The sequence below is a fragment of the Thiocystis violacea genome (assembly GCF_016583575.1).
Lineage (GTDB): Bacteria > Pseudomonadota > Gammaproteobacteria > Chromatiales > Chromatiaceae > Thiocystis > Thiocystis violacea.
Genome location: NZ_NRRG01000019.1, coordinates 1 through 13853, shown reverse-complemented (window position 1 = coordinate 13853; position 13853 = coordinate 1). Strand labels below are relative to the sequence as shown.

The window sequence follows — 13853 nt, the reverse complement described above, 5'->3', positions numbered from 1 at the left end:
AAATCAGGCGGGGGAAGATTGCTCGACGAGTTGGAGTATTTCACTCGTGATCCCCTTTGCTCCATGGGCGCGAGCCCGCTCACCATCCGTAGGGAAGTTCAATGGCACTTGACCAGTCATCACGTTATTCCGACCTGAGCCTGAAGGAAGTCGATCTGATCGAGGGTGGCAACCACATCCTCTGCGCCTATCGCATGAAGCCGAAGGCCGGTCACGGCTACCTGGAGGCCGCGGCGCATTTCGCCGCCGAGTCCTCCACCGGCACCAACGTGGAGGTCTGCACCACCGACGACTTCACCAAGGGCGTCGATGCGCTGGTCTATTACATCGACGAGGCCAAGGAGGATATGCGCATCGCCTATCCGCTGGATCTCTTCGACCGCAACGTCACCGACGGCCGCATGATGCTGGTCTCCTTCCTGACCCTGACGATCGGCAACAATCAGGGCATGGGCGACATCGAATACGGCCAGATGGTCGACTTCCATGTGCCGCCGCGCGCCATCCAGTTGTTCGACGGTCCGGCCAAGGACATCTCCGACCTCTGGCGCATCCTCGGCCGCCCGGTCAAGGACGGCGGCTATATCGCCGGGACCATCATCAAGCCCAAGCTGGGTCTGCGTCCGGAACCCTTCGCGGAAGCGGCCTACCAGTTCTGGCTTGGCGGCGACTTCATCAAGAACGACGAGCCGCAGGGCAACCAGACGTTCGCCCCGATCAAGAAGGTCATGCCGCTGGTCTATGACGCCATGAAACGCGCCCAGGACGAGACCGGCGAGGCCAAGCTGTTCTCGATGAACATCACCGCCGACGACCACTACGAGATGTGCGCCCGCGCCGACTTCGCCCTGGAGACCTTCGGCTCTGACGCCGACAAGCTCGCCTTCCTGGTCGATGGCTTCGTCGGTGGTCCCGGCATGATCACCACCGCGCGTCGTCAGTACCCCAACCAGTACCTGCACTATCACCGCGCCGGTCACGGCATGATCACCTCGCCCTCGTCCAATCGCGGCTACACCGCCTTCGTGCTGGCCAAGATGGCACGTCTGCAAGGCGCCTCCGGCATCCATGTTGGCACCATGGGCTACGGCAAGATGGAAGGTGGGGCGGATGATCGCATCATCGCCTACATGATCGAGCGCGATGAGTGCGAGGGTCCGGTCTACTTCCAGAAGTGGTACGGCATGAAGCCCACCGCCCCGATCATCTCCGGCGGCATGAACGCCCTGCGTCTGCCCGGCTTCTTCAAGAACCTGGGCCACGGCAACGTCATCAACACCGCCGGCGGTGGCTCCTACGGCCACATCGACTCCCCGGCCGCCGGCGCCCGTTCGCTGCGTCAGGCCTACGAGTGCTGGAAGTCCGGATCCGACCCGATCGCCTACGCCAAGGAGCACAAGGAATTCGCCCGCGCCTTCGCGTCCTTCCCGGAGGACGCCGACAAGCTCTTCCCAGGCTGGCGCAAGGAGTTGGGGTCGGTCGCGCTGGAGAAATAATCCCGGCGGACGACCCGCTGGGCGAGGCGACCTCAAAAGTCGCCCGTCAGTTCGATCCCTGGCCCGGCAACCTGGTTGCCGGGCCTTTTTGTTGGTCCATATACCGCCCGTTGCTGGTTGTCCGGTAACGCCTGTCGGTGGTTCGCGATGCTTCGTCAAACCTTGCGGATCGGGCCTGGATACCGGGACACCAGAGCGTCCGTGGTCAAGAGTGTCATGCCGTCCGCCATCGCTTGCGCAATGAGGATGCGGTCGAAGGGATCTTTATGAATGGCGGGCAGGGTTTCGACCATCAGGGTATGGACGCTGGTGATGGGCAGATCCTGATAACCGTTGTCCAGTAGGCCGCGCCGCAGCAGGCGTGCATCGACCTGAAAATCGTCACGACCGAGTCCCTGCTTGATGACGATTTCCCAAAGGCTGGCGGCACTGAAATAGAGCGCATGCTCGGGTGCGTCGAGTAACGCGCGGGCCTCGGTGGTGAGTCGCTCCGGCAGGCCGGCGGCCCACAGCAGCAGATGGGTATCCAGCAGCAGTCTCATACCTGCCCCGCGAAGAGATTTGCGATGGCGTCCTGGCCCAGACGATCGAAATCATCCGGCACGGCGATCTGTCCGGTCATGAAACCCAGCCGTCGTATCTGGCCGGACTCGGGCGCGTCCAATGGCAAGACCTTAACCAGGGGACGACCGGCCTTGGCGATCACGAAGGGTTCTCCGGCCGCCGCTTGCTCGACGAGGCGCGACAGATGGGTCTTGGCTTCATGGATATTGATGGTGCGCATGGCAGTCGGGCGAAATAGACTAAGTTCAATGAGTTTAGTTTGATCTGGGGCAGGTCGGCAACCTGGGTCAAGGCAACGTCACCCACACAACCGGCGGCGACTCCTCTACGGCCACATCGACTCCCTGGCCGCCGGCACCCGCCCACGGCGTCCTTACCGACGACGGACAAAACCTCGCTTCGGCGGGGTTTTTCAATTGGGCGAGCGGATCGGCTTCGATTCGGTTCGATCAGTCTTTGTTTAGTCCTCTGACGACTAGGGCATGAACGCCTAGGGCGAGCGCGCCTGCGGCGAGACCAACCAAGGCGTTCAAGGTCATGGGGGTGATGGCGCCGAGAAAGGGGCCGATGCCGGCGATGGCCGTGACACTCTCGCCCAGGTGCTCGATCCAATGATGAACCATGGGAAGTCCATGGGCGATGATGCCGCCACCGACCAGGAACATGGCGATGGTTCCCGCCACGGAGAGCGCCTTCATCAGCCAGGGAGCGACGTTCAGGAGGCCGCGTCCCAGGGCGCGTAACCAGGAATTCAGGAGGCCCGCGCCGTCACGGCGGCTGAGATGGAGGCCGGCGTCATCGAGCTTGACGATGCCGGCGACCAGGCCGTAAACACCCAGGGTCATGAGAATGGCGATTCCGCTTAGAACGATGATCTGAGTCATGAAGCCCGCCTGCTCCACCGTGCCCAGGGTGATGACGATGATCTCCGCCGAGAGAATGAAATCCGTGCGCACGGCCCCCTTGATCTTGGTCTTCTCCAGGGCCAGGAGATCCACGCCTGGATCTTCCAGGGCGGCGGTCAACTCGGCATGGTGGGCCTTGGATCCGGCCTTGTCGCGCGGATAGGCATGGGCGAGTTTTTCGACCCCCTCGAAGCACAGATAAAGTCCGCCGATCATCAACAGCGGCAGGATGGCCCAGGGGGCGAGGGCGCTGATCGCGAGCGCGGTCGGAACCAGGATGAGCTTGTTCAGGAATGAGCCCTTGAAGACGGCCCAGACCACGGGGAGTTCGCGTTCGGCGCGTACGCCGCGCACCTGCTCGGCATTGAGGGCCAGATCGTCTCCGAGCACGCTGGCGGTTTTCTTGGCCGCGACCTTGGTCAGCAGGGAGACATCGTCCAGAACGGTGGCGATATCGTCGAGTAGCGCGAGAAGGCTGGTGGCCATGATTCCATTATTTCCCGATGTCTGTTTGGAATGGCCTATTTCACCTGCGTCATTCCCTTGTGTCGAGCCAGGAGAGGGGGGAAAATTCGCCGCTATTTTTCCCGAACGATTCGATCGAGATCATCGCCATGTCTGCTCCGCTTCGTTTGCTGTACCCCTTGACCTTCCCGCTACGTTTGGTCCCGAGCGTTCTCCACAGCCGAGCACTCGCGACCCTGCTCAATCAGGTCATGAAAGAGTCCCTGGAGGAGGGCGAGTTGGATTTTCTGATGAATCGTCGAATCGCGATCGAGATCGATGACATCGGGGTTCGCTATCGACTGGGTCTCGCCGATGGGCGGATTCGGGGATATGGCGACGACAAGCCGGGCGATGCCTCGATCTCCGGCGGACTGCACGAATTCCTGCTGCTCGCGGCGCGTCGCGAGGATGCGGATACGCTCTTCTTTCAGCGTCGACTGCGGATGTCGGGGGACACCGAGTTGGGGCTTTATCTCAAGAATTTCCTCGATGCCTTCGAGCCGCCGGCACGGTGGGCACCCATGATGCGGGCCCTGGATCGGATGGCGAGCATGCGCTTTCCGGGCCGCTGATCCCGGCTCCGGGGCGGCGCGGATCCATCCGCGCCGGCCCAGGCTTGACGTCTAGCGGATGATCTCGGGCTGATCCTTAAGCAGGTAGGCCTCTTCCTCGGGGGTCAGATCCACCTCGTCGAAACCGTTGATCATGGGCATCAGGTGCTCGCGGAACGAGTGCCCGGTGGTCAGCATATAGACGTGAATGATGGCGAAGGTCAGAATCGTGAAGGCCGCCGCGGTATGCACCAGCGCCACTCCCTCCAGCCAGGCGGTCGCATGGGAGGCGTCGCGCCATACGAAATAGAAGACATAGGTCAAGCCCGAGACCCAGATCAGCGGGAACAGCACGATCTTGAGCATCAGGTAGGTCAGGGCCTGCAATGGATTGTGCTTGCGCCAGAAGGCCTTGCGGTAGGGGTGGCGTTCGCCCTTGAAGATCCCGAGGATATAGAAGCGTAGCACCCCCCACATCCCCTTGACGGTCGGGATGAAATGACGCCAGTTCCGGGTCGTGAAGAGCCAGAAGATACTAAAGGCCCACAGCAGCAGCAGCGCGGCGGCGGCGAGCGTATGCAGTGTCACGGCGGCCTGGAAATCCAGCAGATGATGGAATCCATGCAACCCGAATCCGGTGAACATCAGGAACATGATCAGAAGCATCTGCGACCAGTGCCAGAAGCGCTCGAACAGACTGAAGATTTTGACGCGGCGAGTGGCCATCAGTGGTTTTCTCCCTTGGGCGAGAACAGACGAATCAGGGCATGACCCAGGATTCCAAGCAGGGTGCCGATGACCGCGATGATGCCGATCAGATCGAGCCAGCGGTTCTGGTCGCGGCCCGGCAAGTAGATACCCTCCACTCCCTGTAGGCGCCCCTCCTTGGCGTGACAATCCTCGCAGGAAAGGGCGTCTTCCTTGGGCGCCACCATGTGCGTGATCGGCCAGTAGGAGAGAGTCTCGACAAAGCCGAATTCGCCGGAGTAGGGGAGCCCGAACTCCTTCATTCCGTGCGCGATGGCCTTGCCCATGTCGTAGTTGCCCCAGAAGGAATCCTCGTCCTCGCCCCAGAGATGGGTATAGACCAGGGTGCCATTACCCATATCCGCCGGCATCCAGGTGCGCATCCGTTTGAAGGGCCAGATGCGCGAATCGCCATCCTCGCGCGAGCCGCCGAAGTCATTGATGGCGACCGGCTTGGTGATGTCGAACTTGGTGTCGATGGTGGTGTAGTTCATCTGCCCATCGAACCAGCGATAGAGAGGCACCAGATTCTCGGCGTAGGTGAAGTTTCCCTTGATCGACTTGTAGGTGTAGCGGTGCGCGCCGTTGCCCTGGGTGTAGCCGCTCTCGTGATAGCCCTCGCCGTTGCGGGTCTTGCCGGCGGTGCGCCAGTCCCAGTCGGTCATGGTGGCCACGCCGCCGCGGGCGAATTCCGGGATATGACAGGTCTGGCAGGCCACGCTCGAGACATGGTCGTTGCGCTTGAAGGCGGCGAGCGAATCGACTGGATGCGGGGCCATGCCGTGGCAGGACTCGCAGGTGGCCACGTCGCGGCGCTGACCGGGTTTGCCGATACCTTCATGGTCCTTGGCGGCGATCTGGTAGCGGCTGCCGGCCCAGACATGCGACTTGGTGACGTGACAGGCGGTGCAGGCGAAATTCAACCCATTGGCGTCCATGTGAACATCCACGTCGCGAGACGGGTTCTTCAGGGCCGATGAAAGATCGCCATGCTTGACGTTATCGCCGCCGCCGCCGTTGAAGTGGCAGGCACCGCAATTGGCGCGCTTGGGCAGGCCGACGCTACGGGCGATCAGCGAGAAATCCATGGCCGGCTTGCCCTCGAACATGACAGAGCAGGCCGGACTCCCCGCGCTGTTGGGCGTCTTGTAATAGGTTCCGGTGTGGTCGTGGCAGACCAGACAGTCGATGTTGGTCTCGTCGCTGAAGTCGTAATTCTCGTCCTTCCAGCCGTAGCCGGCATGACACTGGGCGCACATGCCCTCGTTGCCGCGGGCGTTGGTGCAGAAGTTGTTGACCAGGTGCTTCTTGCCGAGCAACTGGCCGGTCTCGGGATTGCGATGCTCCCAAGTCCAGTGGATGTTCTTCATGAAGTGCGAGCCGGTCTCGGTATGGCAGCTCAGGCACGCCTTGGTGACCTCCGGTCCGGAGGCGAATGGCTGCTGGAGGATCTCGAACTTGGTGTGATCGGCGGTGCCGCCGCTCAGGGGGCCGGAGACCTGTGGGGGCGGATCGCCAAGGGCCGGTGGGGTTGGCCAGTCGCCCTGGGCCTGGGTATCGGCCAGGGGAAAGGATCCGAGTGTCAGCAAGGCCAGGGTGAGTCCGAGGATCGCTCGCATGGGACAGACTCCGAGGGTGATATGAATCGGACCGGGCGATCGGGAGTGCCGGGGTCGCCAGTCCGCCGTTGTTATTATCCCTTCGCATGCTGCGGATAAGGCCCCTCCCTTGCCATGACACATGACAAACGAAAGGGTATGACTTCCTGTTCCAGATCAATGTACCGTCAAGAGGCGATCGGGATAGCGTGAAAGCGGGGCATCTCAACTACAATGCGCCCGCCCGCGGGAGGATGACCTGTCTTCCGCGCGCCTTGTGATTCCTCCGCGATGTCACCCTCATCGCGGTCTTCCTGTTGTTACGATGAGTCGAGGAGACCTGGCGTGCTCGAGCGCATGATCGAACGTTTACTCTATGCCAGTCGCTGGCTGCTGGCGCCCATCTATCTGGGCCTGTCGTTGGCCTTGATCGCGATCGCCATCAAATTTTTCCAGGAAACCTACCACCTGCTCGGGCATATCCTGACGATGGGCGAGTCGGAGATGGTCTTGGTCACCCTGGCTTTGATCGACCTGTCGCTGGTCGCCAGTCTGGTGGTGATGGTGATGTTCTCGGGTTACGAGAACTTCGTGTCGCGGATCGATGTCCGCGAGGGGGACGACAAGCTGGACTGGTTGGGCAAGCTGGATGCCGGAACGCTCAAACTGAAGGTGGCGGCGTCCATCGTCGCCATTTCATCCATCCATCTGCTCCAGGTCTTCGTGAATATTTCACAGATGCCGAGCGACAAGTTGATGTGGTACGTGATCATTCACCTGACCTTCGTGCTGTCGGCCTTGTTGATGGGCGTGCTGGATCGAATTTCCTTCGCCGCGCATCGCGATCACGGCGATAAATCCCACTAAGCGTGAGGAGTAGGTCAGGCGGCGGTGCGCAAGGCCACGATCCGGTCGCGCCCGGCCTTCTTCGCCTCGTAGAGCGCGCTGTCCGAGGCCCTTAGCCACTGTCCCGAGCTGGCGTGAGGCTCGATCTCGGCCATGCCGATCGAGACCGTGATGCCGAGCGTGCCGCCCTCGTGCTCGATCCTCATCTCCCGCACGGCCTCAAGCAGCCGTTGCCCGAGTAGTAGTCCGGTATTCGAGTGAGTGTCCTGAAGCACGATGGCGAATTCCTCGCCACCGTAACGCGCGACGAAATCGGTCTTGCGCGGAAAACCCTGCACGCAGCAGTCGGCCAGTCGCTTGAGCACCAGATCGCCCACCGGGTGGCCGTGCTGGTCGTTGACATTCTTGAAGTGGTCGGCATCGATCATCATCAGACAAGCCGGCTGTCCAGAGAGCTTGCACAGCTCGAACACACGTTCGAGCTGGATATCGAGGGCCTTGCGATTGAATAGCCTGGTCAGCGGATCCAGCTCCATTTCCCGTTGCGCGGCATCCAGTTCGCCGCGCAGGGTCTGGAGCTTGTTGGTCAGATCGCTCAGGAGTCCCTGATGACGCTGCGAGCGTTCGCGCGCGATCCCGGAGATCAGGTCGATGGCCTGCATCGCCTCCTGGGTCAAGACCTCGACCGGCGCGTTTTTCTCGATGGCTCCACGCAACTTGTGGATTACCGCCATGACCCTGGACTGCTCTTCCTGATCCTCGGCCAGCACCTGGCCCAGGGTCTGGACGAAATCCCCCATCACCTGTCGCGTGCCCAGGATCTGCCGATTCACATAGGCCTGCTCGCCGCGCCTGACGCGCGTCACGAACTCCCGAAGGCCGCCCCAGTCGCGGCGCGCTTGCGCCTTGTCCGGATCCGGCGCGGCGTCGGAGTCACCGGTCGGCGAGGCCATGAGCACATGACGGCTCCACCGTTCGAGTTGCTCGGTGATGGCCTCGGCCTTGATCTCATCCACATCGAAGGCGTACAGACCCCAGACACGGAGCACGGAAGCCAGTTGATCGAGGGCCGTCCGTTCCAGGCCGGATGGCGGGCCCTGGCCGTCCAGCGCGGGTGGCACGTCAGTTCCCGTCTCGGTGGCGACCGCTCCCGCTTCACGCTTCCAAAACTTGACCATGGGGTGCTCGATGCTTCTCGATGATTCTTGAGCGAGCAGAGTAACGGGTCTAGGGAAGGCGGACGAGTCCAATCGCGAGAAATTCCCAGGATCCGGAAAAGCGACGCGGCCTTGGCGCTCGCTAGCGCCACGGCCGCGCGGGCGTGAATCGCCGAGGGGCTCGTGGCTATTTCTTCGTTGAATCGATGCCCATCGGGATGTAGACCGGGCACCAGCGGAAATAGGCCGTGGCCAGGATGACGAAGCCGATCAGGCCGACCGGGTTCGCATTGGCGACACCCCAGAGGAGGACGATGACGCCAGCGATAGCGCGATACATTCTATCCTTATCACCAACATTATGGGTCATGCTCATACTGATGCTCCTAATCTGGTTTTTTGGATCAATGGCTTGGCGAGTCCAGCCACCCGCGACAAGGGCGCGGGGCGATAACCATAAATCAAATAAGGTTGGCGTGAAACCCATTCGGCGCAAGTTCGCGGATTCGTCTCCAGGTGAGCCGTCTCGATCCCCGGTCAATACCAGGGCGCGACCCGATGCTCTCCACCGTCGTCCGCGAATCGCAACTCGGCGGCCTTGAGCGGCTCGTCCCAATGCCAGTCCTCGGTCGCGACGCCATCCAGGATCAGGCCGGCGGGAGGATCGGGCAGATGCAGACGCACGACCAGCGCGCGCGGAGGAGGGCGATGCTCGCCCCGACGCGCCGCCAGGATCAATTCGGCCCCTTGCGACAGGGCGGCGATGCTCATGTCGGTCTCGGCGATCATCCCGTCCTGATATTCGAAGCTCTCGCCATCGTCCTCGATCAGCGTCCAATGGCCGACGCTCTCGTCATCCGGGTAGACCTCCAGGGTCAGCTCGGTGAGCGGTTCCGCCGTCGACTGGCGGACATGGCCGAGGGTGAGGATCGAACCGCCGCGCACGAAGATGGGCATGCCGCCGAGCGGGGCCTCGGCGATCAGTGGCCCTTCGCCGACGCGGACCCCGGCGCGCAGGTCGTACCAAGTCCCTGGCGGCCGTTCGACCAGACGCCGCCGGACACCGGGGGCGCAGACCGGGGCGATCATGAGCTGGGGGCCGATCATGATCTGGTCCTGGATCTGATGCAGATGCCCGGCCTCGGGAAAATCGAACAGCAGGGGACGGAACAACGGTTCGCCGGTTCGGTGGGCTCGGTGGGCGAGGGTGTAGAGATAGGGCAGAAGTCGGTAGCGCCACTCGATGGCCACGCGGGCGAGGGTCTCGACCTCCGGCCCGAACGACCAGGGCTCCTGCGCCCGGCTGTCGCAATGCGTATGAGCGCGCATGAAGGGATAAAAGGCCCCGACCTCGATCCAGCGCGCATAGAGCTCGCCGAAACTGTGCTGGTAGAAACCTCCGATATCCACCCCGACATGCGGTGATCCGCATAAGCCCATGCTCGCGAGCTGGGGCAGGCTCATCTCCAGATGCTCCCACCAGGCATTGTTGTCGCCCATCCAACTCGCCGCCCAGCGTTGCGTCCCGACATAACCGGAGCGGGTGAGTACCCAGGGACGGCGCTCCGGGCGATGCCGCTCCAGCCCCTCCCAGGTAGCCCGCGCCATCAGATGTCCATAGAGGTTGTGGGTCTCCGCGTGGAGCGCCTCGCCCTCGTCGCCGTGGCGAACCGAGAGCGGCATCGGATATTCGCAAACGCCGCGCTCGCGGAAGGGACGGTCGACGATGGAGGGTTCGTTCATGTCGCACCAGATGGCGTCGACACCGATCCCGAGGAGCGGATCATGCTGATCGCCCCACCAATGGCGCGTCTTGGCGCTACAGAAATCCGGGAACAGCGAGGCGTCCGGCCAAACCCAGCCGGTGAAGAGTTCGCCGTCTGGTCGACGCAGGAAATAACCACCCTCGACCCCCGCGTCCGCGACCGCGTAGTCGCCGCCGAGATCCTGCTTGACGCCGGGGTCGACAATGGTCACGGCCCGGATCCCATCGGCATGCAGGGCGGCGATGGTCGCGGCCGGGTCCGGAAAGCGCTCGCGATCCCAGGTGAAGACGCGATACCCATCCATGTAATCGATGTCCAGATGGATGGCGTCCAACGGGATCCAGCGCTGCCGGAAGCCCTGGGCGATGGCGCGAACATCGCTGTCGCTGCCATAACTCCAGCGCGATTGATGGTAGCCGAGCGCCCACAGCGGCGGCAGCATAGGGCGTCCAGTCAGGCGCGTGAGCTGTTCCACGACCTCCGCCGGCGTGGGGCCGGCGAAGATGAAATAATCCAGCTCGCCGCCCAGCGTGAAGACTGTGAGCACATCCTCGTACTCGCCCCCGACATCGAAAGCGCTGTACCAGGTCGAATTGAGAAACAGCCCCCAAGCCAGCCCCGGCTGGACCGCCATCAGCATCGGATGGGCCTGGTAGAGATTGTCGTCGCCGCGCCCATGGCCGGGCGAGGCGCGATCGACGGTCCAGTTGGTGAGTCGGCGATGGCGCCGATCCAGTCGTCCGGTGCGTTGCCCGAAACCGAAATAGCCCTCGTCGGGCGCCATCCGCTTATTCAGGAAGACCCCGATCCGGGCCTCGCCCTCGGGCAGTTCGGGTTCCGGCATATGCTCCAGCCTGGTGTCCTCAAGCAAGACTTCCCTCCAGGTGGGCGGGGACAGATCCTCGCCGAAGCGCCGCCCATCGGGGGTCGAAAAGGCGAGGGTGCCCGAGTCGAGATCCAGACTGGCGGTCAGTCGCTCGGTACTGATCTGGAGGGCACCGTCCAGTTCGCTCACCGCGAGGCCGGCGGGCGGGAGATCAAGCACCGGGCTCCAGGGTCTGGGCGGTGTCAGCCGCCCCGACGGGGAAAAACGGATTCGCAGGATATCGGCCGCCACCGCGTCGAGACGCATGAGTCCCGTCTCATGGCGGGTCACGCAGGCGGAAGCCTCGTTCACCCAACTGAGCACGGGGGAAGGGTTGGCGAAAACAGGTTCGTCCATCGGATGCTCCTTATCGAATGCGTTTTGGCGCACCGGTGTCGGGCGCGAAATGATCCGAGTGATCGGGGAATTTGGAACGGCCGTGCAACGGCGAGTAACCTTGCTCGAACACTCCTTCGATGGTAGCGTCATCGCCGCGATATAACCAAGATAGGGTTGGATCTACTTCCTATCCATTTGTTCGTCAAGGGATCGCGGAACACCGCCCGCGCCAATCACGGTCAGCTAGAGGAGGATCGGAATGACCGAGTCGCCCCTTGGCCCGCTGCTCAATGAGTGCGAAAGAGAGCCGTTGGCCAGCTCCGGACTCATCCAGGATGAAGGGATGCTGCTCCATGTGGATCGCGAGAGCGGCCTGATCGATTCCGCCAGCGACAACGCCGCCGCCTTCATTGGCGACAGGACTTTCTGCCGGATGTCGGTGATCTGCCAAGCGCCGCCGGCAGACGTCTGTTGCTGAGTCGCCAAAGCCACCGGGTTCGATCGGGTGATGCTCTACGAATTCAAGGTGGACTGGTCGGGTGAGGTGCTCGCCGAGCGGGCGACCCGCTCGAAGGGCGCCTATCTGGGCCTGCGCTTCCCGGCCTCGGACATTCCCGCCATCGCGCGCGCGCTTTACGCACGTACTCCCTATCGCCACATCCCCGATGTCAATCGCGAGCCGATCGTCATCCGGGGCGCGAGCGGTTCGGGTCGGGCACTCGACCTGACTTGGTCCGACCTGCGCTCCGTGTCTCCGGTTCACCGAGAGTACCTGAGCAATATGCGGGTCGCGGCGTCTTTCTCGGTCTCCGTGATCGTCGAAGGCAAGCTATGGGGCTTGGTCGCCTGCCACCATCCGGAACCGCTCAGGGTGCCGGTGGCCACGCGGCTCCGATGTCAGGAGCTGGTCTCTCGACATGTTGCTACGCTCACGGCGCACCGCCGGCGGATCCAGAATGTCCGGTTGGAGCGCCTGGAAGACGTCCTGGCGCCGCTTGCCGGGATGTCGGGGACGACCGCCGGCCTCACCGACAGGTTCCAGAACCACCTGGCCGATATCGCCCGCCTGCTCGATGCGGAGGCCGGGGCGATCCTGGTGGATGACCAGGTGGCCCTGTCCCGCGCGCAAGACGATCCCGATCTGATCCGCCGGATGCACGACTGGTGCGTGGCCAACCAGTCGGAGAGCGTCGCCGCCTACGAGCGACTGCCCGAGGCCATGCGTCCTCTGTCCCAGACATCGAAAAGCATCCGTGGATTGCTGTCGATCGGCGTGCGAGCGAAACGTCACGGGAACCTGCTGGTAGGCTTCTATTTCTTCCGTCCCGAGGAGTCGATGGAGATCGCCTGGGCGGGCAACCCGGAGAAACCGGTCGAGACCACCGAGGGATCGGTGAAGCTGTCTCCGCGCCACTCGTTCGACAAGTGGGTGGAGGTTCGGACCGGCTTTTCCCGCCCCTGGGATCAATTGACGATGTTCACAGCGACGCAGCTCCAGCGATGACTGGAAACCATGCTCTGAATTTGGCTGGCGGCTCGCCGGCCACGACCAGGAAGACGCAGTGAGGATACCCGCGGATCTGTTGCGGCGGCAGCTCGGGGCCTTCGTCAGCTACCGGTGCTCGCACCCGCATGGCGAAAACTTCGAGGTGTGTGCCGGCGACCTGCGCGACTTGGTCGAGGCGCGCGGCGGACATCCGCCGAGGGGTTGGGACGACTATCTCGAATGCCTGCACCGGGCGGATCGGGCTAGGACAGGGGTTTGGGGATCAATGGAACAGAAAACGCATTGGTAGTGCCCTTCTCTATATGATTTCACAGATGAGCCTGAGCTGAAAGAGCGCTATTATAATAATGGATAAAATACCAAATGGCCCCAATATGGTTCTCGAGCTTTTTCGAGAAGGACAGTGCTTTCCGTGCGAGTCTAGAAATACGCTGTCTGAGTGTGCCGTTGTATCGTTCGACATGATTTGTTTTTCCCGATTCCTTGCCAACAGCATAATGACGGAATTCCGGAAAGACGGCTTCGTACGCCTCCCAAAAATCGGTATAGAAATTTGCTAGCTCTTGATAATAGCATGGCAGAGGATTCCATAATCCTTGCGCACTTTCAATGCCACGCGATCCGATACAAAGGCCAACAATATATCCAGAATCACGATCCTTTGCTATCCAAACCCATTGCTTTTCTTTCTTTTTCAGTACAAATGACCAAAGTTTATCGCACTCGACGACTAGCCGAAACTCAGAAAGCTTTGGAATATTTAACTGGCAGGGAACCTCTCGATATTTTTGATTAACATAGTCTTGGAGCCAGGACTCGGAAACATGGGTAGTACCCTTCTCTATATGATTCCTGAATCCGTGATCTGAATGACGCGGCAACGTCCTCTTGGCAAATAGCGATGCCGGAATTCATTTCAGCGACGCGAATAGCGCCCGGGCGGGGACGAATCGGTCCACGGAAGGGCGGTTGGGCGAGAAGCTGCGGGCGACAGACAAAAGGATA

Annotated in this window: 13 protein-coding genes and 2 pseudogenes; 6 read left to right on the top strand and 9 right to left on the bottom strand. The window is 61.9% G+C overall.

What is annotated here, in order from left to right:
• Positions 1-101 precede the first annotated feature (101 nt).
• A complete protein-coding gene (locus tag CKO27_RS11040) occupies positions 102-1496 on the top strand; it encodes a ribulose-bisphosphate carboxylase (RefSeq protein WP_200374947.1) in 1395 nt (464 codons plus the stop codon).
• Positions 1497-1651: 155 nt separating this feature from the next.
• On the opposite strand, the gene CKO27_RS11035 is transcribed toward CKO27_RS11040, so the two are convergent.
• From CKO27_RS11035 to CKO27_RS11025, 3 genes are all read right to left on the bottom strand, one after another.
• The gene (locus tag CKO27_RS11035; RefSeq protein WP_200374946.1) at positions 1652-2038 is read right to left on the bottom strand and encodes a type II toxin-antitoxin system VapC family toxin; all 387 of its coding nucleotides are present in this window, start codon (positions 2036-2038) and stop codon (positions 1652-1654) included.
• On the bottom strand, positions 2035-2280 hold the full coding sequence (locus CKO27_RS11030) for a type II toxin-antitoxin system Phd/YefM family antitoxin (protein ID WP_200374945.1): 246 nt from the start codon (positions 2278-2280) through the stop codon (positions 2035-2037). The genes CKO27_RS11035 and CKO27_RS11030 overlap by 4 nt, the downstream gene beginning before the upstream one ends.
• A gap of 229 nt (positions 2281-2509) precedes the next feature.
• Positions 2510-3451, bottom strand: a complete 942-nt coding sequence (locus CKO27_RS11025) for a DUF808 domain-containing protein (protein ID WP_200374944.1) — start codon at positions 3449-3451, stop codon at positions 2510-2512.
• Positions 3452-3579: 128 nt separating this feature from the next.
• Between CKO27_RS11025 and ubiT the strand changes: the two genes are divergently transcribed.
• Entirely contained in the window at positions 3580-4044 is a 465-nt protein-coding gene (ubiT, locus tag CKO27_RS11020) for a ubiquinone anaerobic biosynthesis accessory factor UbiT (protein WP_200374943.1), read from the top strand.
• A 51-nt stretch (positions 4045-4095) separates the two neighbouring features.
• Here ubiT and CKO27_RS11015 read toward each other — a convergent pair whose 3' ends face one another.
• Together CKO27_RS11015 and CKO27_RS11010 are read right to left on the bottom strand one after the other, a co-directional pair.
• Positions 4096-4749: a cytochrome b/b6 domain-containing protein gene (locus tag CKO27_RS11015; RefSeq protein WP_200374942.1), complete on the bottom strand. Its 654-nt coding sequence runs from the start codon at positions 4747-4749 to the stop codon at positions 4096-4098.
• Entirely contained in the window at positions 4749-6389 is a 1641-nt protein-coding gene (locus tag CKO27_RS11010; RefSeq protein WP_200374941.1) for a tetrathionate reductase family octaheme c-type cytochrome, read from the bottom strand. Before CKO27_RS11010 ends, CKO27_RS11015 begins: the two co-directional genes overlap by 1 nt.
• Positions 6390-6713: 324 nt before the next feature.
• Here CKO27_RS11010 and CKO27_RS11005 point away from each other — a divergent pair, with 324 nt between their 5' ends.
• Positions 6714-7235 carry a TIGR00645 family protein gene (locus tag CKO27_RS11005; protein ID WP_476718500.1) on the top strand — a complete coding sequence of 174 codons (522 nt, stop codon included), beginning with the start codon at positions 6714-6716 and terminating at the stop codon, positions 7233-7235.
• A 14-nt stretch (positions 7236-7249) separates the two neighbouring features.
• On the opposite strand, the gene CKO27_RS11000 is transcribed toward CKO27_RS11005, so the two are convergent.
• From CKO27_RS11000 to CKO27_RS10990, 3 genes are all read right to left on the bottom strand, one after another.
• On the bottom strand, positions 7250-8392 hold the full coding sequence (locus CKO27_RS11000; RefSeq protein WP_200374939.1) for a GGDEF domain-containing protein: 1143 nt from the start codon (positions 8390-8392) through the stop codon (positions 7250-7252).
• Between the two features lie 166 nt (positions 8393-8558).
• Positions 8559-8747, bottom strand: a complete 189-nt coding sequence (locus tag CKO27_RS10995) for a YgaP family membrane protein (protein ID WP_242470857.1) — start codon at positions 8745-8747, stop codon at positions 8559-8561.
• Positions 8748-8908: 161 nt separating this feature from the next.
• Positions 8909-11359, bottom strand: a complete 2451-nt coding sequence (locus CKO27_RS10990; protein ID WP_200374938.1) for a glycoside hydrolase family 31 protein — start codon at positions 11357-11359, stop codon at positions 8909-8911.
• A gap of 241 nt (positions 11360-11600) precedes the next feature.
• Between CKO27_RS10990 and CKO27_RS10985 the strand changes: the two genes are divergently transcribed.
• From CKO27_RS10985 to CKO27_RS24970, 3 genes and pseudogenes are all read left to right on the top strand, one after another.
• Positions 11601-11819: a phytochrome family protein gene (locus tag CKO27_RS10985; protein WP_200374937.1), complete on the top strand. Its 219-nt coding sequence runs from the start codon at positions 11601-11603 to the stop codon at positions 11817-11819.
• Positions 11820-11831: 12 nt separating this feature from the next.
• Positions 11832-12206, top strand: a pseudogene (locus CKO27_RS24975) (GAF domain-containing protein); the annotation flags it as partial.
• Between the two features lie 138 nt (positions 12207-12344).
• Positions 12345-12845: a GAF domain-containing protein gene (locus CKO27_RS24970; RefSeq protein ID WP_276570153.1), complete on the top strand. Its 501-nt coding sequence runs from the start codon at positions 12345-12347 to the stop codon at positions 12843-12845.
• 311 nt (positions 12846-13156) lie between these two features.
• On the opposite strand, the pseudogene CKO27_RS10975 reads toward CKO27_RS24970, so the two are convergent.
• A pseudogene (locus tag CKO27_RS10975) lies at positions 13157-13672 on the bottom strand (IS1 family transposase); the annotation flags it as partial.
• Positions 13673-13853 lie beyond the last annotated feature (181 nt).

Coding starts and splice junctions, on each gene's coding strand:
- CKO27_RS11010 (WP_200374941.1), bottom strand. CDS start 6,389: ATGCGAGCGATCCTCGGACTCACCCTGGCCTTGCTGACACTCGGATCC.
- CKO27_RS10990 (WP_200374938.1), bottom strand. CDS start 11,359: ATGGACGAACCTGTTTTCGCCAACCCTTCCCCCGTGCTCAGTTGGGTG.
- CKO27_RS24970 (WP_276570153.1), top strand. CDS start 12,345: ATGTCGGGGACGACCGCCGGCCTCACCGACAGGTTCCAGAACCACCTG.
- CKO27_RS11025 (WP_200374944.1), bottom strand. CDS start 3,451: ATGGCCACCAGCCTTCTCGCGCTACTCGACGATATCGCCACCGTTCTG.
- ubiT (WP_200374943.1), top strand. CDS start 3,580: ATGTCTGCTCCGCTTCGTTTGCTGTACCCCTTGACCTTCCCGCTACGT.
- CKO27_RS11040 (WP_200374947.1), top strand. CDS start 102: ATGGCACTTGACCAGTCATCACGTTATTCCGACCTGAGCCTGAAGGAA.
- CKO27_RS10995 (WP_242470857.1), bottom strand. CDS start 8,747: ATGAGCATGACCCATAATGTTGGTGATAAGGATAGAATGTATCGCGCT.
- CKO27_RS10985 (WP_200374937.1), top strand. CDS start 11,601: ATGACCGAGTCGCCCCTTGGCCCGCTGCTCAATGAGTGCGAAAGAGAG.
- CKO27_RS11015 (WP_200374942.1), bottom strand. CDS start 4,749: ATGGCCACTCGCCGCGTCAAAATCTTCAGTCTGTTCGAGCGCTTCTGG.
- CKO27_RS11035 (WP_200374946.1), bottom strand. CDS start 2,038: ATGAGACTGCTGCTGGATACCCATCTGCTGCTGTGGGCCGCCGGCCTG.
- CKO27_RS11000 (WP_200374939.1), bottom strand. CDS start 8,392: ATGGTCAAGTTTTGGAAGCGTGAAGCGGGAGCGGTCGCCACCGAGACG.
- CKO27_RS11030 (WP_200374945.1), bottom strand. CDS start 2,280: ATGCGCACCATCAATATCCATGAAGCCAAGACCCATCTGTCGCGCCTC.